This is a genomic window from uncultured Psychrosphaera sp., from assembly GCF_947500655.1.
In the GTDB taxonomy this organism is placed as follows: domain Bacteria; phylum Pseudomonadota; class Gammaproteobacteria; order Enterobacterales; family Alteromonadaceae; genus Psychrosphaera.
Window position 1 is genome coordinate 138,056 of sequence record NZ_CANMSK010000008.1, and the last position, 24,889, is coordinate 162,944.

Here is a 24,889-nt window from a genome sequence, read left to right on the forward strand (position 1 = left end):
CAATGACTAAATTTATAAAAGTCTTAATTGTCCTAGCTTTATTTGGCGCAGTGATATTTATCGCGCCAAATCTTATGTATGAACAAGGTTATATTTTAATCTCTTTAGGTAACTGGACTTTTGAAGGCTCAGTAGTGCAATTTGCTATTGCCATCACAGTTACTGTACTTATTGTTATTGCTGTTTGGCTAACCGTAAAATACCTAATCTTATTTTTAATAAAACCATCGAAGTGGTGGCAAAATAGATACGCAAAAGTTCACGCAAACTTTTTCCAAACGGGTGTCGATTACATGGCTCTTGGTCAATGGCAAAGTGCAGCAGAGCAGTTTTTAAAAGTAAAACGTATCTCAAAAAAACAAACAGCAGCAGAGCTTGCCCTAGTTTGCGCCGCTCGTGCCGATACCCCTGAATTCAGTAGCTATATTACTAAACGCTTAGCAGCAGATTTTGAAATAACTGATGCCAACCAACAGTTCGCTAGTTTATTAATTTTGGTACAACAACAGCAGTTTTCTGAAGCGTTGGAGCTATTAAATAAATTAGACTTACCGGTATTAAAACAAACCACTGCATTTCAACAATTATGGTTAGTTATACAACTTAATAATCACGCATGGAGTGAGGTTAATAAACAGTTAAGTAAAATTCATAAACAAGCATTAAAACAATCTACCAACCTTGTTAATGAAGAATTAAAAAGCGAATGGGAACAGCACTTATACAACTCATTTAATATGGCCTTTGTTAGTTACATTAGCCAATTTTCTATCAATAAATTGCAACAAGTTTGGGCACAACTATCAAAACAAAACCAACAAATAAACTCAGTATCAGAAGCTTATATTGCAGCGATAGCATCGCAAGGTGTGTCACAACATATTGAAGATTTATTATGTGATTCAATGTCCCACAGTGGTAACCAGTGGGTATTAAATAACGTAAGGCGTTGTTATCAAAACAACAAAAAAGTCCATATGGACAAACTATTTACCTTGGTGCAAAAACAAATTAACAAAAACCCTGAAGATAAAGTGCTGTTAACCATATTTGCTTATTTAGCCGCAGGTCAAAAAGACAATCAATTAGCTAAGCAAGCATTAGAACAAGTTATTTACAGCAATAAAAACAAACTAGACACCACTTTATACGCCAACGTATTAGCTGAACTAGGTGAAGTAAGACACAGCGTAGAAGTCTTTCAAAGCATGCATTAAAAATTAGATTAAACGGAAGTATAAAATGAAAGACTATATCCAGTTGCTATCTTTACTCTTACTCGCATTAATGCCAGTTTCCGCCATTTCTGATGACATTAGTGGATACAGATATTATCAAACTAACAGCAGTCAACATGGAGAAAAGCCTGAATTTATTGCTTATATAAAAAATGATGATCCCTGTATTTATATTAAAGATATTGAAAAAAACAAGACGTCTAAATTCTGTGAAATTCAACCAAATACCGGACATGGCAGTATCAGCCTAATTGGCGATCCAAACATATACCCTTTTGAAATGCATTTTTTGGCCGGCAGATTTCATTTCTTTGTTGCAGCTTATTGGGCTGAGCAAAAATGTGAAATTTCATTATACCAAACAAGAAAAGAAGGCTATATGGAACTTAGTTGTGGGTTAAGATATCCACCTAAGAAAGAAAAACCAAAAGAAGAAATACAGAAAGAACTTGCACAAAAAGCTAAAGAGTATGAAGTGCTTATTCCACGTTCAGTAAAATCAGTTAGCCTTAAGGCGTTAAAAGGCCAAGGAACCTATCGACTGATACAAAACAACTCAGAGGAGAATCCTTGCTTTACTCTAGAGAGTTATAAAAATGCACTGTACAAAGGCTTAACGTCCATTAAACATGTATGCAGCGTCAAATATAATAACGATACCATCAATCTTATTGGCAGTGATGGGAATTCATGGTTTGAAAACTTTACATGGACAGATAACAGTTTGATGTTCGACTTAAATAAAAGCTACGGCCCATTAAAATGTCACCTCAAATTACCATTCACAGAGAAGTCTGATGCGGTATGCGTGGATCAGTAAATGAATAAACCTAATTATTCCGCCTATACAATTGAAGAATTGATTGAGAGTAAAGAAAGTATAAATAGAGATGCTTGGCCTGAGCGGTTTATTGAAATTGAAGACAGAATTCAATATTTGATCAAAAGTTCACCTGCAGAAAAGGCGAAGTATAATGAATTAGTATTTCTCAACTTTTGTGAAAGTTTAAGGACGGATCTGAGTTACGCTGTAGATGATGACATTTTAAGTATACTTAGACTTTTTTCTAAAAAAGCAGAAGCTGCAATACCCAGTACATTTCAAGGTGAAGTCTGCCCACTCTGTAAGGGTGAGCTTGAGGTTAGTTATTACAGTGGGAGCTGGTTTAGTTTTACCAGAGGTTGGCTTCTTACCTGTAGGAATTGTAATACTGAAGGCATTGTAGAACAGTACCAACATCGTTGATAAATATGTGGAACAAAGTTAAAACCGTTATCTTAATAATTTCTACATTTATCATGTTTGAGGTGTTTCAGTATTACACTGGTATTCCTCTAAATATAATGGATGCAATCATATTATTAATATCCGCTCTATGTCTTTATTTACTTAAATATCTTCCTCCTTTTACTAGTCAAAAATACAAAGATATAGATACTAAACTCGTTTACAATATTTGGTGTTTACTCGGCGCTATTGTATTTGTAGTTGTGCTGATTTTAATGGGTATTTATCTTGTTTACCTGGGAATTGAAAGTCCGTTTAAGCTATTTACTGGAGTCAAAGGAAGTAGTCATGGTTATAGCTTGGTGCTTCTAGGTAGTGTAATAACCATGTATAGCTGTATTGGAATATATATGCTTTTTTATCAATTTTGGCGCCTAATCAAGGATAAAATTAGTTAGACATCATTTTTGAAATCCAACAGGCCTAACTAATTTAACCTTAAGCACATCGTACAAAAACCTTATTAATAAAAGAGTTAATAAGGGAAATGTTCACGCCAATGATGAGCAATATCTATACGTCGGCAATACCAAACATCATCAAACTGTTTTACGTATTCTAAAAAGCGTCGTAAGCCTGCAATACGTGCAGGGCGGCCAATCAATCGACAATGTAAACCAATGGACAACATTTTTGGTGAATGCTCACCTTCTCTATAAAGCGTATCAAACGCATCTTTTAAATATTGAAAGAAATGCTCGCCGGTATTAAAGCCTTGCATTGCGGCAAAGCGCATATCGTTAGTATCTAACGTATAAGGGATCATAAGTTGTGGTTTGCCAGCCTCTTCTTTCCAAAAAGGCAGGTCATCACTGTAATCATCCGCGTTATATAAAAAGCCACCTTCTTCAGCAACCAATCTATGAGTGTTTGGACTAGTGCGGCCAGTGTACCAACCTAGCGGCCTTTTTCCTGTTAGCTTTTCAATGATGGAAATGGCTTTATGCATATGTTCACGTTCTGTTTCTTCATCAACATACTGATAATCAATCCAACGATAACCATGACTACAAATTTCGTGTTCAGCATCCACAAACGCTTTAGTCACTTCTGGATTTTTTTCTAATGCCATTGCCACAGCAAAAATAGTAAGAGGTATATCCATTTCTTTAAAAAGATCAAGAATTCGCCAAACACCTGCTCGGCTACCATACTCATAAATAGATTCCATGCTCATATGACGAACACCTTCACGAGCATCCGCACCTACAATTTCAGACAAGAACGCTTCCGATGCAGCATCGCCATTTAAAATACAATTTTCGCCACCTTCTTCATAATTCAATACAAACTGCAAAGCAACACGAGCATTGTTAGGCCACTTTGGATTAGGAGGAACACTTCCATATCCTACAAGTTGTCTTGGGTCATTTGACATAACAGAATATCCTTTAAAATAATTTTTTACATAAACGCTGACGGGACAACAGCTAGATAACATAGCCATCCACTTTAAATTAAAACGCTCAATTTTGTAAGTTGAATATCATCCTGCTTATGTTTATCTGTCAATTACGGCCAGTCTTTAATAGCTTTGCCTGCCGTTTTCTTTTATCTTATTAACATAATCAGAACATATTGAAATTGGAGACAATCATGTGGGATCAAAGATACAACAATGAAGAATTTGCTTATGGCACTGAACCTAATGATTTTTTAAAGTCTGAGTTTGCTCAGATACCAAAAGGCGGAAAAGTTCTTTGTTTGGCAGAAGGTGAAGGTAGAAATGCGGTATTTTTAGCTAAACAAGGCTATGACGTAACAGCAGTTGATCAATCTCCCGTTGGTTTAGTTAAAGCCACAAAATTTGCAGCTCAAAATGGTGTTAAAATTTCAACAATAGTCGCCGACTTAAACGACTACGACCTTGGGGAAAATTGTTGGGATGGCATAGTGTCAATTGCAGCGCATGTACCATCTTTTTTACGTAAGCAGATACATACTCAAACTGTGAAATCGCTAAGCGATAATGGCGTTTTTATTTTAGAAGCTTACACTGAGAAACAGCTTGAAATGGATGGCATTGGTGGCCCACCAAATAAAGAACTACTAATGTCTCTTGCTGAACTAAAAGAGGAACTTACTGACTTAGAATTTGTAATTGGCCAAGAAGTAGAAAGACATATCTCTGAAGGACAATATCATCAAGGCGAAAGTGCCGTAGTGCAAGTTGTTGCACGTAAGAGCGTTTAATTTATTAATAGTAAAAACAATTAAATCAATTTTTGTACATACTGTTAAAATCACCTTCTTCTAAGTTTTTACTTGGAGCAGTTTATCTATTAAAAGAAATAAAAATGGAGCTCACTTTCTCAGGTGAAGCACAAACTCCATTTTTTTATATCTCTTTTACATATTTCCTACCTGCTATTTTACGAGCTACTTAATCAATAAAAGTATCTTGCTGTTGATCACTTTTAGCAAAAATAAGTCCGACAACAATAAAAGCAAAAAACATAATATGTAACCACAGTTTTGGTCCTACTTCTGTATTTACTGCGGACAAAGAACTAAACGCAGGTAGTTGCAAACTCGTTACAAATTTCACTACCCACTCATTTGCTGGCGTTGCTGTTAATGTAGTTATCCAACCTAAAACAAGCACTTGACCAATATTAACTAAAGCTGAACGATTTATATTAAAAATAGCAGCCGAAATAACCGCATAAAAAACTGAAACACTTATATGAACAAACCAAGAAATGATCAGTGCCGACGTTGCTCCGTATTCACCAAGCTTAATATACGCACCAGCATGTCTTGAAGTGAGTGTCGCCATACCAAATAAAGGCTGAACTAAGATAAATGCAATACTGGCGATAATACCAACGATAACGGCGGTGATCAGTGTTTTTTTGTTCATAATTATTCTTCTACCTTTATTAATAATAGCTACTTATAACTAATAGAAAGGTTTTTTCACTTTTTTATTTCAAATAAAAATAAAGTAACAGAATAAGGTATGAGTGATTTTACTACAAAAACAAATAAGCCAGACCATACAAACTGTATGTTTTGGCTTGTTAATATAATATATTTCAGTAGGTTAAGACTCAGCCTGCTCTACTTGCAACCTTTGAGTTGGGTAAGCAAAATCACCACCTAAGCCCAATACAATATCCCCAATATCCAACAATACTTTTTGTTTATGTTGATGGAAAGTTACCCAATCTGTGGTGATGGTCATGCAGTAAATTAAAATATTTAATGACGACTCACCGTAACCATTAAAGTTAACAATTTTAGTTTGATCTTGTGCCACCAGCTCAGACTCATTTAAGTATTGAGTAATTTGTTCAACAATCTTATTAACAAGCTTCATGTCGTCATAACGCACGGTAATGGTTTCTTCAATTCGTCTGTGAGTCATGCGTGATGGATTTTGTACCGTGATAGTATTAAATGCAGAATTTGGTACATACAAAGGACGTTTATCAAACGCACGGATTTTAGTAATACGCCAACCTATGTATTCTACCGTGCCTTCAATATCTCTATCGGGTGAACGGATCCAGTCTCCTACTTGAAACGGTTTATCTAAATACAACATGATGCCGCCAAACCAGTTTGACACTAAATCTTTGGAAGCAAATGCTAATGCAGCACCCGATACACTTCCCATTGCAATTAATCCCGTTGCGTCTAAACCCAACAGATCAAAAGCTACAATTACCAAGATTAAGGTTAACAGTAAACGTCCAATTTTGGCTAAACCAATCACAGCCGTTGTGTCTAGCTTTCCACTACCATCACCCGTTAAGGTTATTTTTTCATAGTTGTTAACTATCCTAAATCCATACCAACTGATATGTACGGCTAATATTATTTGTAAAACCGAATGCTCTTCCAAACCTAAATTTAATGAAAATATTACATCACAAACAGCAATAATTGACCAAATGGCACTGGTGAATAATAAGAATTTAGCTGGCTTATAAATGGAGTTGATGCAAACACTAACAAATGTTCCAGATGTTTGATTAAGCAATTTAGATTTGAATAATCTTAATATAACAATGCCTGATAAAATCAAAATAACAGCCATTAATTGGCTAAAGTAGTCCTGATTTGGGTCAAATAAATACAGCGCGTCTTCTAACATACAGCCTCTATGAAAAGTGGAATGATTTTAATAATGCGAAAAGTGTTAAGTTAACGTATTCTTAGGCCGCATAAAACCTATTCACACTATTTTGGATTAAAAAAGTTAGTTATGTCTAAAAATTCAGTATCAGAGCAAACCGAAAGCCAAGCTTTAGAAATAGCCAAAGCCACTCAAAGACCCAATCAAAGCAAAGGGCAAACTAAGCAAATTGCTAAAGGTGTAGAAAAAGGCATAGCTGAATACAAAAAACGCCAAAAAGCCAAAGCACGTGAATTAGACAAAAAGCGTAAAAAACTAGATGCTAAACAAGAGTCTTTACAGCAAAGTGAAATTCAAGATGAGCTTCAAAGTAAGAAGCAACGAACAATGCAAGCGTCTGACACAGGCTCCCCCCATTATTACACATCGTTTGCTTATATTATGTTAATACTGTGCTTATCTTGGATGGCCTTTCACATGATCACTGTGCATTAATACACACATACTTTATACAATCTAATTACCAGATTGGTAATAAACAACCTCACTGTCACCGAGCGGGTCTTTATGTAAGGTTTTTCCAATAAACTGCATGCCTATTTTTTTCATTATATTAATAGAGCCTGCATTATCTGGATCGGCAATTGCGCTGAATTTACCTGAATAACCATTATCAACTAGCCCTTGTTTTATAGCTAACGCAGCTTCCGTGGCGTAGCCTTTACCCCAGCTGTCTTGTTTAAATCGCCAGCCTAGCTCTAAATTATCAAATTCTGGGCTCTTTGATTCAAGAGCGTCACTAAAAAATCCCATTGGACGTACTAAAATCCAGCCAATATATTGATTGGTTTGCAACATATTAACTTGCCACAATCCCCAACCTTTTTGTTTATTGGTGAATTTATTAACCCTTGGTACAAACGTATTAACAATAGTATCCATTGATGTTTTTTTACCGCCGTTTATATAACGCATTACTTCAACATCTTGATCTAGTTCAAACCAAAGCGGCGCATCTTGTTCAGTCATTAATCTAAAACTTAATCTTGCTGAGTTATTAATTTTCACTTAAACACTGCCTTCACTTTCTATCACTAAAATTCTGGCGGCACCTTGTGGGTGCGCAACATGTTCGGTGCCAATGCCGGCGTAAAAAATATCGCCAACATCCAGCAACACAGAATGCTCAACGCCTTCTTGTTTGTACAACATGTTTACTTGACCATCTAATACAACAAACACTTCTTCGCCATCGTTAATATGCCACTTATAAGGTTTATCGGTCCAATGTAAGCGTGTGGTTATGCCCTGCATATTGGCAATGTCTAATGCCTGCCAAGCTTTGTCGCCAGTAAATTCTTTTGCTCTTATAACCTTCACATTTAACTCCTACTGATGACAACAAACTAACTGATTTATGCCGCTGATTATCCACAAGTTAATGACTTAATACTATTACTCTAAACACATAAAATTGATTTATTGTTTCCATTTAGTCGTTAATTAAATTGCATTTATTGGCTGAGTATTTACACTCACCAAATATATTTTCGGATCTCATTTTCCAGTCGGAGTTTTTATGCCTACCAGCTTTAAGTCTTTAGAAGGCATTGTTGCGTTTGTTGAAGTCGTATCCAATGGCAGCTTCACCAAAGCCGCCGAAATAAGCGGACATTCAACTTCTTATATCAGTAAAGAGATCACAAAATTAGAAGAGCGACTCGGAGTGCGTTTACTTAACCGCACCACCCGTTCTTTAAGTCTTACACCAGAAGGCGAGATGTATTATCAACAATGCCAGCAAATTGTTAGCGACGCTGTAGAAGCAGAACAGTCGATGACAGGTCAGCAACAAAAACCGAAAGGTTTATTACGTGTAAGTTGCCCAGTAAACTTTGGTTTATCTAAATTGCGCCCTGTTCTTGCTAAGTTCACCAGCCAACATAAAGGCGTGCAACTAGAGCTAGATTTAAACGATAGAAAAGTAGATATGGTAGCTGAAGGTTATGACGTCATAATACGAGCATCAATCCAACAAGAAGACTCTAGTTTAATAAGTCGCCGCTTTATGAAGTCCGAAGTGATCACGGTTGCTTCACCTAATTATGTTAAAAAAAATGGTTTACCTAAGAAACCAACAGACTTAACCCATCATCAAACCATTAGTTACGGTTATTTAAAACAACCGAAGCTTTGGATGTATATCGACAAAAATGCTCAACCAATTCAAATAAATGTTGATAGCCAAGTCACCACCAACAGTGGCGAAATGAACCTTGCATTATGTATCGCAGGTAAAGGCGTTACTCGGATCCCAAGATTCCATTTAACCGATGAGCTGACACAAAATAAGTTAGTAGAACTGTTTGATGATTACCCTCAAATTGATATAGACATACACTTGGTTTACCCAAGTCGTAAACACATGTCTAGCAAAGTAAGAAGCTTTATTGATTTTGTTGTTGCTGAGTTGGGTGATTAAACGTATCAATACTAGATAATGGTTATTTATATATATCTGGTTGATGTAATTCCATAAATGATTCTGGAGAGCTTAACGCTTTAAAACCAAACTGCTCATAAAGGCTATGGGCATCACTTGTAGCAAGCACCATACGTCGAATGCCTTGCAGATCAGGATGCTTAATAATGTCTTGCATGATCAACTTACTTAAACCTTTACCTCGGTGTTCTTTTAATACAAAAACATCGGCTAAGTAGGCGAATGTTGCAGAATCAGTAATCATACGAGCAAACGCAACCTGTCTACCACATTCAGTAAAAACACCAAAACAAAGTGAGTTATTTATGGCTTTTTTCATTGTATTAAATGGAATACCTTTAGCCCAGTAAGAGTTAGAGATAAAGCGGTGTATTGCCGTTAAATCCATATCTTTTAAATCTGAACTCGTTTTATAACCTGAAACCACTGTAAACTCCTTAATAAGCATGACAGCTTAATATACGAAAATAATGTAATAAGTAAAAATAATTTTATCTTGTCACTTTTGATTTGTTTGTTATCAACAAACAATAACACTTACTTATAATATGACTGTTGTTCTGCATTTATTCCTTGCCCTATTTTAGTCATCCAATCATTCAATTTTTGTATAAGTTTAGATTTCAGGTTTGATTGTTCTTTAGCCTTGTGTATATTATCTTCATTACTTTTCATACGTATATCCGGCCCTACATTGATTATGAATTTAATAAGATTCTGTATTAATAAAGTGCGAAATACGAACAATCAAAATCAACTGCTAATATAAGTAAAACTTATGGATAAACGTTTAAGACATATTAGCTTATTGCGCTGCTTTGATGCCGCCGCCAGACATCAAAGTTACAGTTTAGCCGCTGAAGAGCTGTCAATTTCACAAGCCGCGGTAAGTCAACAAGTTCGTAATCTTGAAGAGCATGTTCAGGTAAAACTATTTAGTCGAGAAGGGCGCGCCATGCGTTTGACTAAACAAGGTAAAACCTTGTCTAACTCGGTGACAAAAGCGTTTAGTGAATTATCTTTAGGGTTTGATCGTATTCAAATTGAACCTGAAAATGGCGTGTTAACCGTAACGGCTTCTCCGTCTTTTTGCTCAAGATGGTTAGTACCGAGATTGTGGAAATTTTCTAGCTTGTATCCTGACATTCAAGTAAGGGCTCTTGCATCTGCACAATATGAAGATGTTCGGCATTCAGAAATTGACGTAGCTATTCGTCAAGGTGAAAAGCAGGTTGATAATGTGCATCAAGAAACTCTCATCCTAGATCCTATCTTTCCTGTTTGTTCTCCTAAAGTGCTAGAAGAACATGGACTAACAAGCCCAGAACACATTAATAAATGTTGGTTAGTTGAAGCAATTGATCATACTTGTAATAAAGCCAGTAATGGCTTTAACAGCCCTAACGGCTTTAGTTGGCATGATTGGTTTAATTTAGCAGGTATACCTATGAATCAAGATCATCATAAATGGATGGAAGTGACTACATGGGAAATGGGAATTAATGCCGTGTTAAGCGGCCACGGCATATTTTTAACTTCAGGTTGTATGGCTCAAGATTTAATAGAATCTGGAGCGCTGGTGAAACCGTTTGATATTCAAATTGAACCAGGCTTAAAGTTCTCATTATTGTATGATGAAGAGTCACCGAGAATAGCAAGAATTAACGTATTTACTGACTGGCTGAAGCAAGAATTACAAAATTAGGTTTTGGGTTTATTCACACGGCTTAGAATATTTAAGAAAATCACAAAACCCTGCCGTATTATATTGAACAATAGCCGGTGGTGAATCATTTGATATAGCAAAAAGCGCTTGTCGTTTAAGGATATAACCTTCAACTATCGCTAGCGCATTGGGTAAATGGCACTCACCAATTTCTCCGTTATTAGCAATAGCTGATTGCAGAGCTTTCATACTCTCAGCTGATGATTTTTCAGTAAAGTCAGACTCTGACCAATAAAAGCTGTTTGATTCTTTTGGCGCTTCTGGGCAAAGATCTTCTGCAACTACCACCGAACTAAAAACAGAAATGCTTACAATAAATGTGCTGATTAATAATAATTTCATCCGTTAAATCCTTATTCACTATTTGTTTTGTTAGAGTCTCTCAGCCAGCCTATGCTAAGTAAATATCTATTACCTTTACAATCCTGTAGATAATTGAATTGTTAATTTACATTTGTTTGATATTCAAGAGATTATTTTGTCTTCAGGATAGTACAGATTTAAAAAATGTAAAAAACAAAACCTTGCACTAATACCTCAACCCGATAACCTACCGTTACATCAAATAAAACACATAAGCGAACACACTTTGACTTGGATATTTTTCACCGTACTTGCTGCTTTTATGCAAACGTGGCGTAACGCTTTTCAAAGTAAACTGAGCAGACATGTTAATACCTCTGGTGTAACATTAGCGCGCTTTTTGTTTGCTACTCCAATAGCGGCTATTTATCTACTTGCACTGTATTCTTATCAGCCACAAGCCATTCCTCACTTTAACAATACTTTTGTGTTGTACATAGTCATTGCCTCTGTTGTGCAGATTTTTGCAACCGCGTTAATGGTGATTTTATTTAAGCAAAAAAACTTTGCCGTAGGCGCAGGATTAGCCAAAAGTGAAGCCTTAGCTGCCGGCGTTTTGGGTGTATTATTTTTTGGTAGCAAGTTGTCCGCTTTAGGTTGGCTAGGTATTGCGATTGGCACTTGCGCTGTTTTTATTTTAAGTGGCTTTACTAGCAGAAGTAACCTGAATATTAAAACCGTATTAATTGGTTTAGCCTCAGGAACCTGCTTTGCGTTAACTATGTTATTTGTGCGTGAAGCCAGCTTAGAGCTGGATATTCCTTTTCCATATAGTGCGGCTTGGTCTTTAATATGGGTATTGTGTATACAAACGGTTTTATTAGGCTGTTACATTTTTTATCGTGAACCAGAAACTTTTACCCAATTAAAACAGCATCCTAAAATCACATTAGCGATTAGTTTTACCAGCTGTATTGGTTCAATTGGTTGGTTTAGTGCCGCAGCTTTGCAATACGTAGCTTATGTTAAAACGGTAGGGCAGATAGAGATATTATTTACAATTATCTTATCCATTTTCTGGTTAAAACAACCAGTGAAGAAGAACGAAATAATCGGTTTAGTATTAATATCCATTGCTGCACTTTTAGTTTTATGGAGCTAATGGTTATTTGGCATGAGCTTTCAAATAAAACGATTACGAGTGTTTCACGGTGGTTTTAGATAGTTAAGTAATAATTTTGTAATGTATTAAGCATATTGATGGTCGTATACTTAAGATTATTTAATAGTAAACAAGACACATTAGAGTGTTCAATGTCAGAAGTTAATATAAAAAATAAAACAAAATCTAGTGTATTTGATGTTTTTAAAATCTTTTTAAAACTAGGCTCAACATCTTTTGGTGGGCCAGTTGCTCACCTTAGTTATTTTAGAAAAGAGCTAGTTGAACGCCGCCAATGGGTAAGTGAAAATCAATACGCACAGCTATTAGCTATTTGCCAATTTCTTCCAGGTCCTGCAAGTAGCCAAGTCGGATTTTCTCTAGGTTTATTAAGAGCTGGTTGGCTAGGCGCTATAGCTGCTTTTGTCGCTTTTACTTTACCGTCTGCCATTTTGTTAATGACATTTGCCTCTATTTTACCCTACTTATCCGGCGATATTGGCATTGCGGTGATCCATGGTTTAAAGCTGGTTGCATGTGTTGTGGTTGCCGATGCTGTGTTAAGCATGTTTATAAAGCTTTGTCCTGATAACACCAGACGAGCAGTGGCTGTAATCATATTAGGAGCGCTTTTATTTAGTAATATTGCGTGGGCACAAATGTTAGCCGTATTAGCAGGTGCTATTTTTGGAATTTTATTCTGTAAAGAACCCGATGTTAAAAGCAGTAATGCGCTTAAGGTAAATTACAGTAAAAAATTTGGTTTAACTCTATTTCTAATTTTTAGCTTTCTGTTAGCAATGTTTATGTTTGCTGGTAGGCATGACGGATTATTTGAAATTGCTCAAATATTTTATAATGCCGGAGCATTAGTTTTTGGCGGTGGATATGTTGTTTTACCTCTATTACAAGATTCCGTTGTTGCTACAGGTTTAGTTGATACTGAACCCTTTATTGCTGGTTATGGCGCAGCTCAAGCGGTTCCGGGACCTATGTTTGCCTTTTCAGCTTATCTTGGTGCGCTAATACCTACAGAGCATAGTCTTTATGTAAATGCGTCTGTGGCGTTAATTTTTATGTTTTTACCCGGCTTGTTATTAGTGGCCGCTACATTACCTTTATGGCAAGCGGTTTCTCATAACAAAACCGCAGCAAACGCAATTTCAGGTATAAATGCAGCTGTGGTTGGGATTTTAGCTGCTGCGTTTTATGACCCTATTTTAACCTCTGGAATTTCATCTGTTTTTGATGTTTGTGTAACTGTATCTGGTTTGATAATGCTGATGGTATTTAAACGTTCGGCTTTATTCATTATTACTTGGTGTTTGTTGTTATCTGTCGCTCGAGCTTTATTTTACTTTTATTGAGCTTGATCAAAGCATCTAAATCTTAGGCTCTTTATACTTCTGCTATTGATAATAAAAAAGTGGAAGTGTGATTGTGGCAGAGCGATTAGGTGAAGTTAGGGATTTAACGTCTGAGTTGTTAAAAAAATACAATATTAACGGCCCTAGATACACTTCATACCCAACGGCTCTGGAATTTTCAGAGCAGTTTGGTAATGATGAATTTGAGCTAGCCGTTAACGAGTCTGACTCAAATTCCCTGTCTTTGTATATCCACATTCCTTTTTGTCATAGTCTTTGCTATTACTGTGGTTGTAATAAAATTGTTACTCGCCATAAACACAAAGCGGACTTGTATCTTGATTATCTGATCACAGAAATAGCCTCACGTGCGCCTTTGTTTAAAACCCATAACATCCAACAAATTCATTTTGGTGGCGGTACGCCGAGCTTCTTGTCTGAACTGCAATTTGACCGAGTTATTGCAGCTATAAAACAACATTTCACGTTTAAACAAGATGTTGAAATGAGTATCGAAATTGACCCAAGAGAAATAGAATTAGACCTGTTAAATCATTTAAAACAGCTAGGATTCAATCGACTTAGTTTTGGTTTTCAAGATGCTAATTTAAAAGTACAAGAAGCGATAAACCGAGTACAAGACACTGACTTTTTAGCCCAGTTAATGCAAAGAGCAAGAGAGTTAGATTTCAACTCGATTAATCTAGATGTTATTTACGGTTTGCCTCATCAAAGCCCAGAACTATTTGATAACACTTTGGCTACTGTTATTGAATTAAATCCAGATAGAATTTCTTTGTTTAGTTACGCACATATGCCGAGTCGTTTTGCGGCACAAAGAAAAATAAAAGACGAATGGCTGCCAAGTGGGAGTGACAAGTTAGCCTTGATGTTAAGAGCCATAGAGACATTAAGAGCCAAAGATTATATTGCTATTGGTATGGATCATTTTGCTAAGCCAAATGACGAGTTAGCCATGGCGCAACAGCAAGGTCATTTGCATCGTAATTTCCAAGGTTACACTACTCAAGGCGATTGTGATCTTTTGGGCTTGGGTGTTTCTTCTATAAGCGCCGTGGGACGTTCGTTTAGTCAAAATTATAAAAGTTTAAATGATTATTATCAGGCCATCGACGCCAATTCACACGCAATAGAAAAAGGGCTGCAACTGACTCAGGACGACGTGATAAGAGCAGAAGTGATCAAACAATTAATGTGTAACTTTAAATTAAACAAAGCCAGTATTAATCAAAAATTTAATATCGACTTTGATGAATACTTTGCTTATGAAATATCGAGTTTGACGGTCTTTGTAAAAGACAAATTAATTGACGTTAATGAAGAGGTAATAAGGGTAAAACCAATTGCTAAATTGTTGATCCGCAATATTTGTATGACGTTTGACGTGTATTTACAAAAACAATTAAACAAACAGCGTTTTTCTCGAGTGATTTAATTCCCTTTTGGTTACCTAATAGGCACAATACTAATTCTAAGTTATTGAATTAAGTGAAGCTTGTTTTGAATGAATTAATCACCTCCCCAGCTGTGTTAGCAATAAGTCTTATTGTTGTCTTTGTATTATTGATCCTGTTTGTATTTTTATTGTTTAGCAGTCGATCACAGCTGAGCCAAGCTCAAAATAACCTCAATCAAGCTGAGCTAGTTAATAGCAACGCCCAAAGCCAAATTACTGAGCTGCAAGGTGCTTTGTATGAAGCCAAAGAAAGTGCTGTTAACTTTCAAACTCAAGCGCAACTTGCCAATCAACAAATCGCCAAATATCAAGCCGACATTCAAGGTATTGAAACCAGGCTAGGCGAACGCGACAGCCAAATAGTAGAATTAAAACAACAGTTAGAAAATCAAACCGCCAATGTACAAAGAGTGCAGTCTGCGCATAACGACATTAGCAATGAGCTCACCGAATTAAAAACCTCGTTAACCGAAAAACAACTGCATTTTGAACAACAAAAACTAGATGTTGATCAACAAAGAGAACAATTGAAAACTGAATTTTCTAACTTAGCCAATACTATTTTGGAAGAGAAAGGTAAGTCATTTAGTCAGTCTAACAAAAGCGAATTGGATTCAATTTTAAGACCGTTTAAAGAACAAGTGGAAGGCTTCCAAAAGCGCGTTAACGAAGTCCATTCAGAATCGGTAAAAGGTCAAGCGGGTTTAGCAGCTGAACTTAAAAAAGTATTGGACGTTGGCGTACAAATGAGTGGCGAAGCGAACAACTTAGCAACCGCACTTAAAGGCGACAAGAAAACCGCAGGTAATTGGGGCGAAGTTCAATTAGAAAGAACCTTACAATTAGCAGGATTAGTAAAAGGCGATCATTACGACGCGCAAGAAAAGTTTATGGACACAGAAGGCAATCGACGTTTGCCTGACTTCATCATTAAGTTACCTGATGACAAACACATCATTATCGACAGTAAAGTCTCGCTAGTTGCGTATGACAAAGCCATAGGTGCAGAAACTGAAACCGAAGTGGCGTTAGCGCTAGATGAACATGTTACTGCGGTAAAAAATCACATTGATGACTTAAGTAAAAAAGATTACAGCAACTTAGTCGGCATGAAGAGCCCAAGCTTTGTGTTGATGTTTATGCCAATTGAACCTGCTTATATTGAAGCGTTAAAACACAAAAAAGATCTGTTTAATTATGGTTACGACCGTAATGTGATTTTAGTGTCGCACACAACTTTAATGCCTATTCTAAAAACCGTTGCGAATTTATGGCGCATTGAACAAGGTAATTCAGAAGCCAAAGAAATTAGTGAAAAAGCCGGCGATATTTATAACCAAGTTTGCATCGTGGCTGAACGTTTGCAAAAACTAGGTAAAACCTTAGCGACGGTAAGTAATCAATACAATGACACGGTAAAAGGCTTAGCTGGTAAACAAGGTTTGGCGGGTAAAGTGGAACGTTTCTCACACTTGTCTAACCGCGTGACTAAATCTATGCCGCAGTTAGAAGCGTCACATGCGGATGTTGAATACGACCGTCTAGAGCTTGTGGCTGAAAAAGTAGACATAAAACAAAAAGATACAGAACTTGAAAACAAGGAAGATTAGCAGTGAGAAAACCAGCAAAGTTTAGATTACTATTTTTAGTTGTAGCCATAACCTCTTATTGGCTTGCAAGTTTTATTATGCCAGATACTGTGCCAGACGCTATTTCTTGGCTAGATAATCAAAGTCCTTGGTTTGTATTAGGCAATGTTCTTTGGTTAAAGCTATTCACGTCAACTGGCTTATTTTTTGTATTTGTCCCCGTATGTTATTGGTTTTTTGTGATCAAAGCAGGTGAGCAGCCAGTTTGGAAAATCATCATGATTTTATCATTAAGCTCTCTTGTTGCGCGTTATCAATATCCTGAACAAATAGCTCAGTACTTTGAATTTATTATGTATTTAAGATACCCAATAATGGCAGTCTTGCTGATTATTGAATTGTTTTTAATGTACACAATTGTTAAATCGTTATGGAATGCTCGTTCCTTATCTGGTGATCCTCGTATACATGCATGTATCAAATATGCAGAAAAACTAGCTAATTCCGGCTTATCAAGCAAAGAGAAAAGCAAATTAGAAAAAGAAAGAGCATTAGCATTGGCTTTTGCTTATGAGCCAACAAGTTGGTATTACGCCATTAAATATTTTAGCCGCAATCATGTAAAAAACATTGCCAATATAAAACTGTTATCGGCACATAGAATACATTTGGTTTTAGCTATTTTGGCATTAGTTGGAGGAGCGTACCTTTGTTATTGGTTGTTGTTTGATTTTAGCCAAACTCTAGCCATCGTTATCGCTACCTTTGTCAGTTATTCAATCACTATGATAGTTGCTAACCACAGAGCGAGCAGGCACCATTCTTTGTATTTGATGGATGAACACTTAGTGATTAATGACTCGTTATGGGCGCTCTTAGTTGTTGATGTAAACAAGATAGCTTCGTTACAAACAATCGAGAGCGAACAAGGTGAATCAGAGAAAAGTTTGGATCAAGATCAAGACCAATTAAAAATTGGACGTGGTGATGCAAACGTGAGGTTAACATTCACAGAGCCGCAATCATTTTTCACTGGTATGGGAATGACTTGCGATAAAGTTGAGTCTGTTAACCTAAGTGTTGATACTCCAGAGCAGGTACGCTTTGAAGTGAATAAAATCAGAAGTTAATAAATAAAAGGAAGTGAGCATGAAGTTATATAAAGTAAATACAGCAAAAAAGACTAACCGCAACATTTTGGGGTTACTTTCATGTGTTCTTGGTAGTTTTATTTTATTGACTCAAGTTGCAGTGGCAGCTGATACGAATAATGCCAAAGGTAAAAGTAATTTTCAGCCTGCGCCTTTAGTATCTATTCCATCACATAATGCATTTTTTGATGCTATTAAAGCGCATTGTGGAAAAGCTTACTCTGGCAAAGTAACTGTAGATAATGCACCGGGTGATGCTTTTACTAATAAACCTTTAGTTATGTTTGTACGTAAATGCAGTGATACTGAGTTACAAATACCATTTTATGTAGGTGATGATGCGTCCCGTACATGGATTATAAAAAAGACCGGTTCTGGTTTGTCATTAAAACACGACCACCGCCATAAAGATGGTTCTATGGATGACTCAACCATGTACGGAGGCCATACAATTGGTGCTGGTTATAACCAAGTTCAATCATTTCCAGCGGATCAATATTCTAAAGAGTTATTTGTAAATGCGGGTATACCACAGTCGATAACCAACACTTGGCAAATGTTTATTTACCCAGAGAAATTTAGCTATCGCTTAACTCGTGAAGGACGTGAGTTTAGGGTAGATTTTGATCTTACAAAACCGATAAAACAGCCAAGTGCACCTTGGGGATACTTTGACTAACATAATACTAAATGTATGATACAAAGTGGCTTTTAAATTAATAGAAATAACCAAACAAGAGAAAATGTAGATTGGAAAATATAGCGGCAGAGCATAATGAAACATTTAAACAGAAACGAAAGTTTATTCTTCGTTTAGGGAAAATGTTGCACAAATATGGCACACCAGCATATCGATTAGAAACCCATTTAATGGAGCTGGCGGATGCAATAGAATTGCGTTCTTCATTTATTATTTCTCCAACCGCTATGACGTTTGTTTTATGGACAGAAGGCCATGAAGACGAATATACCCACGCTGCACGAGTTGAGCCTGGTGACTTGGATATGGGGTCGTTATCTCGTACCGACGAAGTCGTTAGTGATGTTATTTCAAATGTATTAACCATAGATGAAGCACTTGACCGGCTGGATGAAATTGAGAATATGCCGAGTCGTTATGGTCGTTTTGCTACTGGAGTTTCTTATATTTTAGCTGGTGGTGCTTTTGCTACGCTAATGAGAAGTAGTTTAAACGATGTACTTTGGGCTAGTTTATTAGGATTAGTCGTTTACATATTTGTATTGTGGGGGCAGCGCTCAAAAGGCGTCACCAATATGTTAGAGCCTTTGGTTGCTATGGTATCGGCTTTTTGTGCCTGTGGTATTGCTGTATATTTTGATGCATCCATTAGTATACGTTTGGTCATTTTATCTTCCATCATTGTATTCATCCCTGGTTTAGCACTGGTTATTGGTCTAGCAGAACTATCTGCGCGGCATTTAGTTTCTGGTACAGTGAAGATCATGGATGCATTTATGATGTTGTTTAAATTGTATTTTGGTGCGTTCTTGGGCATGGAGGTTGGTTTTGCCGTCTTTGGTCATTCAGAATATATTGCTTTACCACCTTTACCTCAATGGACAGTTTGGCTGGCAGTTGCAACCTTATCTATATCACTAATGATTGCTTTTAGAACCAGAAGAAAGCACATGTTCTGGTCTATGCTAATTGCCTTTATTGCTTATGCAGCAAGTAGTTTAGGTTCAACTTATTTTGATTATGGCTTAGGTGCATTTGTTGGTGCATTTGTTGTTGGTGTTTACGGTAATTTATTTACTCGTTTCGCTAAGGCGCCTGCTGCAATCGTGACGATGCAAGGATTGATTGTGTTGGTCCCTGGTAGTAAAACATTTATTAGCTTAAATACTTATATTGCCGGTGAAGGTTTTGCTTATGCAGAACATGCGGGACAACAGGCTGTAGTTATATTTATGTCTATTATGGCTGGATTAATATTTGCGAACTCTGCATTACCTCCGAAGAAGAGCCTGTAAGTTAGTTTATGTAACAGCTACTTACTTAAACAACCCCTAACTATGTAAACGAGGAACGAAATGAAAATAGTCTTTTTATGTACGCTTCTCGTCTTTTTATCAGGTTGCGTTTTTTACCCTAAAGAAGCTCATTATCAAGGTATGGCTGCTAAATGTGGCCATGAAATGCATACAAAAAAATTAACCTTAGAACTGTCGGATGCGCAAATGCGAGTATCTTGTGGAAACGCTGGCCGTGGCCCTGCTAGTTTAGGTTGTGTGGCATTACTTTCTTTCATCCCAGCAGCGTCATTTGTAGTTTCAGGTTCTATCGTATTAGTTGGTAATGCAATTCATTGGTTAGAGTATGAATCTCAATGCACTAATTGAACTTTGCTACCTTAACCTTAGTTAAATATATCGATTTAATTAACCGTTCGTCCCATTTTTAAACGATATAACTGGTAAAATAGTTGTTTTTCTGGTTAAATGCCGACCAATTTTTTGACACCAATTTTGTCTTTTTATTGACAAAAAAAATGGGATACCAATTTCAGTGATCACAACTGCTAACATCACAATGCAATTTGGCGCTAAGCCATTATTCGAAAACATTTCTGTAAAATTTGGTAACGGAAATCGTTACGGTCTTATCGGCGCCAATGGCTGCGGTAAGTCTACTTTTATGAAAATCTTAACCGGTGAACTAACTCCATCTGCGGGTAACGTAAGTTACGGTCCCGGTGAGCGTTTAGGTATTTTGAAACAGGATCAATTTGGTTTTGAACAGTTTTCTGTTATTGATACTGTGATCATGGGACATGCTGAATTATGGGCCGTTAAAGAAGAACGTGACCGTATTTATAGTATGGCTGAAATGTCTGAAGAAGACGGCATGAAAGTAGCAGATTTAGAAACTGAATTTGCTGAAATGGGCGGATATGAAGCAGACTCAAATGCAGGTGAATTATTACTTGGTTTGGGTATTCCTAGCGAACAGCATTACGGGTTAATGAGTGAAATCGCTCCCGGTTGGAAATTAAGAGTCTTGTTAGCACAAGCACTATTTTCAGATCCTGATTACTTGTTACTGGACGAACCTACCAATAACTTGGACATAGACACTATCCGTTGGTTAGAAGATGTTTTAAACCAACGTAATTCAACCATGATAATTATTTCCCATGACCGTCACTTCTTAAACAGTATTTGTACACACATGGCCGACGTTGATTATGGTGAGCTTCGAGTTTATCCAGGTAACTATGACGAATATATGTTGGCGTCAACACAAGCGCGTTCTCGTATGTTGTCTGACAATGCCAAGAAACAAGGACAGATTGATGAACTTAAACAGTTTGTTGCTCGTTTCTCTGCGAATGCTTCAAAAGCACGTCAAGCTACCTCTCGTCAGAAACAAATGGAAAAAATCAAACTTGATGATGTAAAAGCATCAAGCCGTGTAAATCCATTTATTCGTTTTGAACAAGAGAAAAAACTATATCGTCAGTCATTAATCGTAGAAGGTTTATCTAAAGGATTTGATGAAGGTCCATTATTTAAAGACTTTGATTTTATGGTTGAAGTTGGTGAGCGTATTGCGATTATTGGTGAAAATGGTGCAGGTAAAACAACATTTTTACGTTGTTTACAAGGCGATTTAACCCCAGATTCTGGCGATGTTAAATGGTCGGAAGGTGGCAAGATTGCCTATTATGCACAGGATCACGCTTCTGACTTTGAAACTGACATGAACTTATTCGACTGGATGAGCCAATGGCGCCGTGAAACTGATGATGAGCAATCAATCCGTGGTTTCTTAGGTCGTATGTTGTTCTCTTCTGACGATATTAAAAAGTCAGTTAAAGTATTATCCGGTGGTGAACAAGGTCGTATGTTGTTTGGTAAAATGATGATGGCATTGCCAAACATTTTATTGATGGATGAACCAACCAACCACATGGATATGGAATCTATCGAGTCGTTAAATATGGCACTGGAACAATACGACGGAACTTTGATGTTTGTCAGCCACGACCGTCAGTTTGTATCGTCATTGGCCACTCGTGTTATTGAGATCAAAAAAGATAAAATTATCGACTTTAAAGGTACTTACGAAGAGTACTTAGCAAGCCAAGGTGTAGAAGCTTAAGCTTTTAGCTGGAAACTGCTAGATAGTTAAAAATCTCGTTGCTCTGATCATGTATTGATCATAGCGCGAGATTTTTTGTATCTGGTGTTGGTATTCCTAACATCTAGTAGCTCGTATCTGTCTGAAAGTTTCGATAAGTAGGTTTAGATTCCATCTGATAGTCAGCTAAGAGCGAGGAAAGGACGCTAGGTCAAACTCACTTCTGGACAGAAACGAGTTAGGGATGTTGAACGCCGCCATTTGCGGTCGTTCGTACAAGCTAGAATTGATAGTAAAAACTTGTGGAATGGGACGTTCAGTAACGCCCGCATAAGAAGCGGGTCAATTAATTGGACGCTTTTTTGCGTCGTTTATCTTTGCAAAAAAATCGGACAAATTGAGCCGTCTGACTTAATGCGCTTGTTATGCATATTAGTCCACTATAAATGGTGCAGCAATCAACATCGCTACACCTCCAATTGTACCAATTACAATGTCTATAGGAATAGTGACAACGAGCAGGCCTTGCATAGGATAGCCATACCAATCCCTATACTCATGTATTAGGGTTAGTTTCTCGCCTTCCTTTGTAACGATAAACTCCAATTTTTCACCTTTGATGTCAAGTTGAATATTGCCTTTAGTCTTGTTCGGATTTGTCCAAGTGATGTCTTGATAGTTAAAGTTAATATCTGCAACTTTATTCCCTTCTTTGTCAGGGTATAAATTCATATAAGGAAAGATTAACCCATGCATTAACGCCCAACTTCCAACGTTTCGTTCAGAGTCTATTAATGGGATTTCTAAATCATCATTTTTATCTAAAGTGACTGAGCCATGAGTTGCTTTGGCACCAACGCTAGCTAAGTATGACGAAGAAATACAACCATTTAGCAAGAAGGCAGAAATTAATAATACGGCTGAGAATTTCACTGAAACTTCCTTGTATGCATAACGCCCGCCTAACACGCAATGTGTTGGCGTGGCTTTTTGCGGTGTTTGCCAAAACCATAACAACTTAACATTGTCGGAGTTTAGGCGCTTGTTAGCTTTACTCTTGCTTCATTGAGTAAAACGAGTAACCTGCACCAGGTTTACGCCTAATATAACTAAACCAATTAACTTTGCACATTTCACTTAAATAGATCATTGGAGAAAGCGATTCACTTTCTGGAGTCCTAAGTAAATTTTGAATGTGGGTGTCATTTTTGATTAATTCTACAGCCTTTAACTCTGCTTCTTCTTCATCGTTTGCTTTGACCCATCGAGTTGTAACAAAGCCAAGTAGTTCTTCTTTGCCTTCGAACTCTACAAAAAAATTCTCACCCTCTAACAAAACCTGAAAATAACTCATATCTTCCCTGTAAAGCTAACGCCTGAATAATGTGTTAACTAGTTTGGCAGTTTTATTGCGTCGTTTGCAACTAAAAATGACAAACTAAAGTGAATCACTATTCATTCTCTTGTTAGGTATACTTGCCACAATGTTCAGAACCTGAGTCATGAAAGTGATCAATATACTCTTCTGGTTCAAGGTTACTACTTCGTATTTCGGAATATACCTCAGAGCCATGATGTAGTATGTAATCAAAAAGATGAAATACATTTATGTATTCTAGATATTCAGTACCCGAAGCAGCATATTCATTTGCTTCCACCTCCGCTTTTTCAATCGCATCCTCCATGCTTTGTGCATGAATTAGGATGATACGATCTTCATAAATGTATTTTTTACCGCCAATTGGTTCATGTTGGTGATGACGAAAAACACATTTTGCCGCATAGAATGGTTCGTGATTACTCATGTATACCTAACGCCTGAATAATGTGTGAACTAGTTTGGCAGTTTTATTGCGGTGTTTGCAACTAAAAATGACAAACTAAAGTGAATCACTATTCATTCTCTTGTTAGCGCGTACTTTGCTGCACTCTTGGCTTTTCCCATGCAAGTATACTTACACAGTAATTAACCCCCACTATAAGATATTCAATAATATCTGAGCTATCAGATGATAAAAAACCACTACGATTTTTTTCTAAATCGAACCAACCACCAGATGTTATTTCATGTAGCCAGCCAACACTCATAGAGCAATCAGGCCAAAATTCTAATAAGTCACCTTCATCTAAAACTCTAAAACCAGCAGGTTCTTCGAAAATAACATCAATATTCTCACCATCAACTGATATTGTGACTTCTAAAAGCTCGACATCAAAATTGAGGTTTATAACTTCAGTTGTACTTACGGGATTAAATACTTCTAAAACTTCAGATTTCATCTAACCTCCTGAGTACCGCTAACGCCTGAATAATGTGTGAGCTAGTTTGGCAGTTTTATTGCGGTGTTTGCAACTAAAAATGACAAACTAAAGTGAATCACTATTTATTCTCTTGTTAGGTGCAATTAACTCTATTGCTTACAAAAAGCACCAAATCATTAATAGTTTTAATATTCTCAGCTTCATTATCTGAAATTTTTATAGAAAATATACTTTCCATAGCTTCGATAATAGCCACATCAGCCATTGAATCAAATTCAAACAAGTACCTTAAATTTTTAGAAAAATCATCCTCTGGTACTAATCGAGACAGATCTGCATCTAATTCGTCTGCCAATAACTTTAGACTCTCAAGCACAATGTATTTAGGTATACTTTTGTCATTATAATATTTTTCATAAAACTCATCAGGTAGTAATACTTCTCTACCCTTAAAGATTTTATCAATTTCAGCTACTCTTTTTTTATCATCATTTTTCACGAATACCATGATGATTAAAAATAGAGTGATAATTACAACTGCATATTCCATTTGCACCTAGACATAATGACTCCCCACGAAAGTGCTGATCTCCAATTAATCGTGGGTTAGCTGAAAGCAAAAGCCATAATAGTT

29 protein-coding genes are annotated in these 24,889 nt (G+C 36.7%); 16 read left to right on the forward strand and 13 right to left on the reverse strand.

Annotation, left to right across the window (positions count from 1 at the left end):
* Positions 1 to 2: 2 nt before the first annotated feature.
* The 3 genes from Q0940_RS09070 to Q0940_RS09080 are packed head-to-tail and all read left to right on the forward strand — an operon-like array spanning position 3 to position 2,484.
* On the forward strand, positions 3 to 1,217 hold the full coding sequence (locus Q0940_RS09070; protein ID WP_299267294.1) for a heme biosynthesis HemY N-terminal domain-containing protein: 1,215 nt from the start codon (positions 3 to 5) through the stop codon (positions 1,215 to 1,217).
* A gap of 25 nt (positions 1,218 to 1,242) precedes the next feature.
* On the forward strand, positions 1,243 to 2,058 hold the full coding sequence (locus Q0940_RS09075) for a hypothetical protein (protein ID WP_299267297.1): 816 nt from the start codon (positions 1,243 to 1,245) through the stop codon (positions 2,056 to 2,058).
* Complete coding sequence (locus Q0940_RS09080; RefSeq protein ID WP_299267299.1) at positions 2,059 to 2,484, forward strand: hypothetical protein; 426 nt, start codon at positions 2,059 to 2,061, stop codon at positions 2,482 to 2,484.
* 517 nt (positions 2,485 to 3,001) lie between these two features.
* Here Q0940_RS09080 and puuE read toward each other — a convergent pair.
* Positions 3,002 to 3,904 (reverse strand): allantoinase PuuE, encoded by a 903-nt coding sequence (puuE, locus tag Q0940_RS09085; protein ID WP_299267303.1) that lies wholly within the window; start codon positions 3,902 to 3,904, stop codon positions 3,002 to 3,004.
* A gap of 218 nt (positions 3,905 to 4,122) precedes the next feature.
* Between puuE and Q0940_RS09090 the strand changes: the two genes are divergently transcribed.
* Positions 4,123 to 4,719: a methyltransferase domain-containing protein gene (locus Q0940_RS09090; RefSeq protein WP_299267306.1), complete on the forward strand. Its 597-nt coding sequence runs from the start codon at positions 4,123 to 4,125 to the stop codon at positions 4,717 to 4,719.
* 190 nt (positions 4,720 to 4,909) lie between these two features.
* Here Q0940_RS09090 and Q0940_RS09095 read toward each other — a convergent pair whose 3' ends face one another.
* Together Q0940_RS09095 and Q0940_RS09100 are read right to left on the reverse strand one after the other, a co-directional pair.
* Positions 4,910 to 5,389 (reverse strand): hypothetical protein, encoded by a 480-nt coding sequence (locus tag Q0940_RS09095; protein ID WP_299267309.1) that lies wholly within the window; start codon positions 5,387 to 5,389, stop codon positions 4,910 to 4,912.
* A 183-nt stretch (positions 5,390 to 5,572) separates the two neighbouring features.
* Positions 5,573 to 6,628, reverse strand: a complete 1,056-nt coding sequence (locus tag Q0940_RS09100) for a mechanosensitive ion channel family protein (protein WP_299267312.1) — start codon at positions 6,626 to 6,628, stop codon at positions 5,573 to 5,575.
* A gap of 111 nt (positions 6,629 to 6,739) precedes the next feature.
* Between Q0940_RS09100 and Q0940_RS09105 the strand changes: the two genes are divergently transcribed.
* A complete protein-coding gene (locus Q0940_RS09105; RefSeq protein ID WP_299267315.1) occupies positions 6,740 to 7,105 on the forward strand; it encodes a DUF2956 family protein in 366 nt (121 codons plus the stop codon).
* A gap of 21 nt (positions 7,106 to 7,126) precedes the next feature.
* Here Q0940_RS09105 and Q0940_RS09110 read toward each other — a convergent pair whose 3' ends face one another.
* Together Q0940_RS09110 and Q0940_RS09115 are read right to left on the reverse strand one after the other, a co-directional pair.
* A complete protein-coding gene (locus Q0940_RS09110) occupies positions 7,127 to 7,678 on the reverse strand; it encodes a GNAT family N-acetyltransferase (protein WP_299267318.1) in 552 nt (183 codons plus the stop codon).
* Positions 7,679 to 7,990: a cupin gene (locus Q0940_RS09115; RefSeq protein ID WP_299267320.1), complete on the reverse strand. Its 312-nt coding sequence runs from the start codon at positions 7,988 to 7,990 to the stop codon at positions 7,679 to 7,681.
* A gap of 199 nt (positions 7,991 to 8,189) precedes the next feature.
* Here Q0940_RS09115 and Q0940_RS09120 point away from each other — a divergent pair, with 199 nt between their 5' ends.
* Positions 8,190 to 9,092: a LysR family transcriptional regulator gene (locus Q0940_RS09120; protein WP_299267322.1), complete on the forward strand. Its 903-nt coding sequence runs from the start codon at positions 8,190 to 8,192 to the stop codon at positions 9,090 to 9,092.
* A gap of 22 nt (positions 9,093 to 9,114) precedes the next feature.
* Here the strand turns inward: Q0940_RS09120 and Q0940_RS09125 are convergent, their stop codons facing one another.
* Both Q0940_RS09125 and Q0940_RS09130 read right to left on the reverse strand, forming a co-directional pair.
* On the reverse strand, positions 9,115 to 9,540 hold the full coding sequence (locus Q0940_RS09125) for a GNAT family N-acetyltransferase (protein ID WP_299267324.1): 426 nt from the start codon (positions 9,538 to 9,540) through the stop codon (positions 9,115 to 9,117).
* A gap of 110 nt (positions 9,541 to 9,650) precedes the next feature.
* Complete coding sequence (locus tag Q0940_RS09130; RefSeq protein WP_299267327.1) at positions 9,651 to 9,788, reverse strand: hypothetical protein; 138 nt, start codon at positions 9,786 to 9,788, stop codon at positions 9,651 to 9,653.
* A 103-nt stretch (positions 9,789 to 9,891) separates the two neighbouring features.
* Here Q0940_RS09130 and Q0940_RS09135 point away from each other — a divergent pair, with 103 nt between their 5' ends.
* On the forward strand, positions 9,892 to 10,818 hold the full coding sequence (locus tag Q0940_RS09135; protein WP_299267330.1) for a LysR substrate-binding domain-containing protein: 927 nt from the start codon (positions 9,892 to 9,894) through the stop codon (positions 10,816 to 10,818).
* Between the two features lie 9 nt (positions 10,819 to 10,827).
* Here Q0940_RS09135 and Q0940_RS09140 read toward each other — a convergent pair whose 3' ends face one another.
* Positions 10,828 to 11,181 (reverse strand): hypothetical protein, encoded by a 354-nt coding sequence (locus tag Q0940_RS09140; RefSeq protein ID WP_299267333.1) that lies wholly within the window; start codon positions 11,179 to 11,181, stop codon positions 10,828 to 10,830.
* A 247-nt stretch (positions 11,182 to 11,428) separates the two neighbouring features.
* Here Q0940_RS09140 and Q0940_RS09145 point away from each other — a divergent pair, with 247 nt between their 5' ends.
* From Q0940_RS09145 to Q0940_RS09185, 9 genes are all read left to right on the forward strand, one after another.
* A complete protein-coding gene (locus tag Q0940_RS09145; protein WP_299267336.1) occupies positions 11,429 to 12,304 on the forward strand; it encodes a DMT family transporter in 876 nt (291 codons plus the stop codon).
* A gap of 152 nt (positions 12,305 to 12,456) precedes the next feature.
* Positions 12,457 to 13,671, forward strand: a complete 1,215-nt coding sequence (chrA, locus tag Q0940_RS09150; protein WP_299267339.1) for a chromate efflux transporter — start codon at positions 12,457 to 12,459, stop codon at positions 13,669 to 13,671.
* A gap of 115 nt (positions 13,672 to 13,786) precedes the next feature.
* Positions 13,787 to 15,127: an oxygen-independent coproporphyrinogen III oxidase gene (gene hemN, locus Q0940_RS09155; protein WP_299267390.1), complete on the forward strand. Its 1,341-nt coding sequence runs from the start codon at positions 13,787 to 13,789 to the stop codon at positions 15,125 to 15,127.
* A 65-nt stretch (positions 15,128 to 15,192) separates the two neighbouring features.
* Positions 15,193 to 16,758 (forward strand): DNA recombination protein RmuC, encoded by a 1,566-nt coding sequence (gene rmuC / locus Q0940_RS09160; protein WP_299267342.1) that lies wholly within the window; start codon positions 15,193 to 15,195, stop codon positions 16,756 to 16,758.
* Between the two features lie 2 nt (positions 16,759 to 16,760).
* Complete coding sequence (locus tag Q0940_RS09165; protein ID WP_299267345.1) at positions 16,761 to 17,867, forward strand: hypothetical protein; 1,107 nt, start codon at positions 16,761 to 16,763, stop codon at positions 17,865 to 17,867.
* A 19-nt stretch (positions 17,868 to 17,886) separates the two neighbouring features.
* Entirely contained in the window at positions 17,887 to 18,567 is a 681-nt protein-coding gene (locus tag Q0940_RS09170) for a hypothetical protein (RefSeq protein WP_299267348.1), read from the forward strand.
* 71 nt (positions 18,568 to 18,638) lie between these two features.
* Positions 18,639 to 19,883 (forward strand): threonine/serine exporter family protein, encoded by a 1,245-nt coding sequence (locus tag Q0940_RS09175; protein ID WP_299267351.1) that lies wholly within the window; start codon positions 18,639 to 18,641, stop codon positions 19,881 to 19,883.
* 60 nt (positions 19,884 to 19,943) lie between these two features.
* On the forward strand, positions 19,944 to 20,252 hold the full coding sequence (locus Q0940_RS09180; RefSeq protein ID WP_299267353.1) for a hypothetical protein: 309 nt from the start codon (positions 19,944 to 19,946) through the stop codon (positions 20,250 to 20,252).
* A gap of 166 nt (positions 20,253 to 20,418) precedes the next feature.
* Positions 20,419 to 22,014 carry an ABC-F family ATPase gene (locus Q0940_RS09185; RefSeq protein ID WP_299267355.1) on the forward strand — a complete coding sequence of 532 codons (1,596 nt, stop codon included), beginning with the start codon at positions 20,419 to 20,421 and terminating at the stop codon, positions 22,012 to 22,014.
* 411 nt (positions 22,015 to 22,425) lie between these two features.
* Here the strand turns inward: Q0940_RS09185 and Q0940_RS09190 are convergent, their stop codons facing one another.
* The 5 genes from Q0940_RS09190 to Q0940_RS09210 form a co-directional block, all read right to left on the reverse strand.
* Complete coding sequence (locus Q0940_RS09190) at positions 22,426 to 22,926, reverse strand: hypothetical protein (protein ID WP_299267357.1); 501 nt, start codon at positions 22,924 to 22,926, stop codon at positions 22,426 to 22,428.
* A 118-nt stretch (positions 22,927 to 23,044) separates the two neighbouring features.
* Entirely contained in the window at positions 23,045 to 23,347 is a 303-nt protein-coding gene (locus Q0940_RS09195; RefSeq protein ID WP_299267360.1) for a hypothetical protein, read from the reverse strand.
* A 112-nt stretch (positions 23,348 to 23,459) separates the two neighbouring features.
* Complete coding sequence (locus Q0940_RS09200; RefSeq protein ID WP_299267363.1) at positions 23,460 to 23,798, reverse strand: DUF4288 domain-containing protein; 339 nt, start codon at positions 23,796 to 23,798, stop codon at positions 23,460 to 23,462.
* Positions 23,799 to 23,901: 103 nt separating this feature from the next.
* Positions 23,902 to 24,273, reverse strand: coding sequence for a hypothetical protein (locus tag Q0940_RS09205; protein WP_299267366.1), 372 nt, complete (start codon positions 24,271 to 24,273; stop codon positions 23,902 to 23,904).
* 115 nt (positions 24,274 to 24,388) lie between these two features.
* Positions 24,389 to 24,754 carry a phosphopantetheine-binding protein gene (locus tag Q0940_RS09210; protein WP_299267369.1) on the reverse strand — a complete coding sequence of 122 codons (366 nt, stop codon included), beginning with the start codon at positions 24,752 to 24,754 and terminating at the stop codon, positions 24,389 to 24,391.
* Between the last annotated feature and the right edge of the window lie 135 nt (positions 24,755 to 24,889).

Excerpts from the sequence above, each read along its gene's own strand:
- Q0940_RS09070 (WP_299267294.1), top strand. The coding sequence starts at position 3 with ATGACTAAATTTATAAAAGTCTTAATTGTCCTAGCTTTATTTGGCGCA.
- Q0940_RS09075 (WP_299267297.1), top strand. The coding sequence starts at position 1,243 with ATGAAAGACTATATCCAGTTGCTATCTTTACTCTTACTCGCATTAATG.
- Q0940_RS09080 (WP_299267299.1), top strand. The coding sequence starts at position 2,059 with ATGAATAAACCTAATTATTCCGCCTATACAATTGAAGAATTGATTGAG.
- puuE (WP_299267303.1), bottom strand. The coding sequence starts at position 3,904 with ATGTCAAATGACCCAAGACAACTTGTAGGATATGGAAGTGTTCCTCCT.
- Q0940_RS09090 (WP_299267306.1), top strand. The coding sequence starts at position 4,123 with ATGTGGGATCAAAGATACAACAATGAAGAATTTGCTTATGGCACTGAA.
- Q0940_RS09095 (WP_299267309.1), bottom strand. The coding sequence starts at position 5,389 with ATGAACAAAAAAACACTGATCACCGCCGTTATCGTTGGTATTATCGCC.
- Q0940_RS09100 (WP_299267312.1), bottom strand. The coding sequence starts at position 6,628 with ATGTTAGAAGACGCGCTGTATTTATTTGACCCAAATCAGGACTACTTT.
- Q0940_RS09105 (WP_299267315.1), top strand. The coding sequence starts at position 6,740 with ATGTCTAAAAATTCAGTATCAGAGCAAACCGAAAGCCAAGCTTTAGAA.
- Q0940_RS09120 (WP_299267322.1), top strand. The coding sequence starts at position 8,190 with ATGCCTACCAGCTTTAAGTCTTTAGAAGGCATTGTTGCGTTTGTTGAA.
- Q0940_RS09130 (WP_299267327.1), bottom strand. The coding sequence starts at position 9,788 with ATGAAAAGTAATGAAGATAATATACACAAGGCTAAAGAACAATCAAAC.
- Q0940_RS09135 (WP_299267330.1), top strand. The coding sequence starts at position 9,892 with ATGGATAAACGTTTAAGACATATTAGCTTATTGCGCTGCTTTGATGCC.
- Q0940_RS09140 (WP_299267333.1), bottom strand. The coding sequence starts at position 11,181 with ATGAAATTATTATTAATCAGCACATTTATTGTAAGCATTTCTGTTTTT.
- chrA (WP_299267339.1), top strand. The coding sequence starts at position 12,457 with ATGTCAGAAGTTAATATAAAAAATAAAACAAAATCTAGTGTATTTGAT.
- Q0940_RS09170 (WP_299267348.1), top strand. The coding sequence starts at position 17,887 with ATGAAGTTATATAAAGTAAATACAGCAAAAAAGACTAACCGCAACATT.
- Q0940_RS09180 (WP_299267353.1), top strand. The coding sequence starts at position 19,944 with ATGAAAATAGTCTTTTTATGTACGCTTCTCGTCTTTTTATCAGGTTGC.
- Q0940_RS09195 (WP_299267360.1), bottom strand. The coding sequence starts at position 23,347 with ATGAGTTATTTTCAGGTTTTGTTAGAGGGTGAGAATTTTTTTGTAGAG.
- Q0940_RS09200 (WP_299267363.1), bottom strand. The coding sequence starts at position 23,798 with ATGAGTAATCACGAACCATTCTATGCGGCAAAATGTGTTTTTCGTCAT.
- Q0940_RS09205 (WP_299267366.1), bottom strand. The coding sequence starts at position 24,273 with ATGAAATCTGAAGTTTTAGAAGTATTTAATCCCGTAAGTACAACTGAA.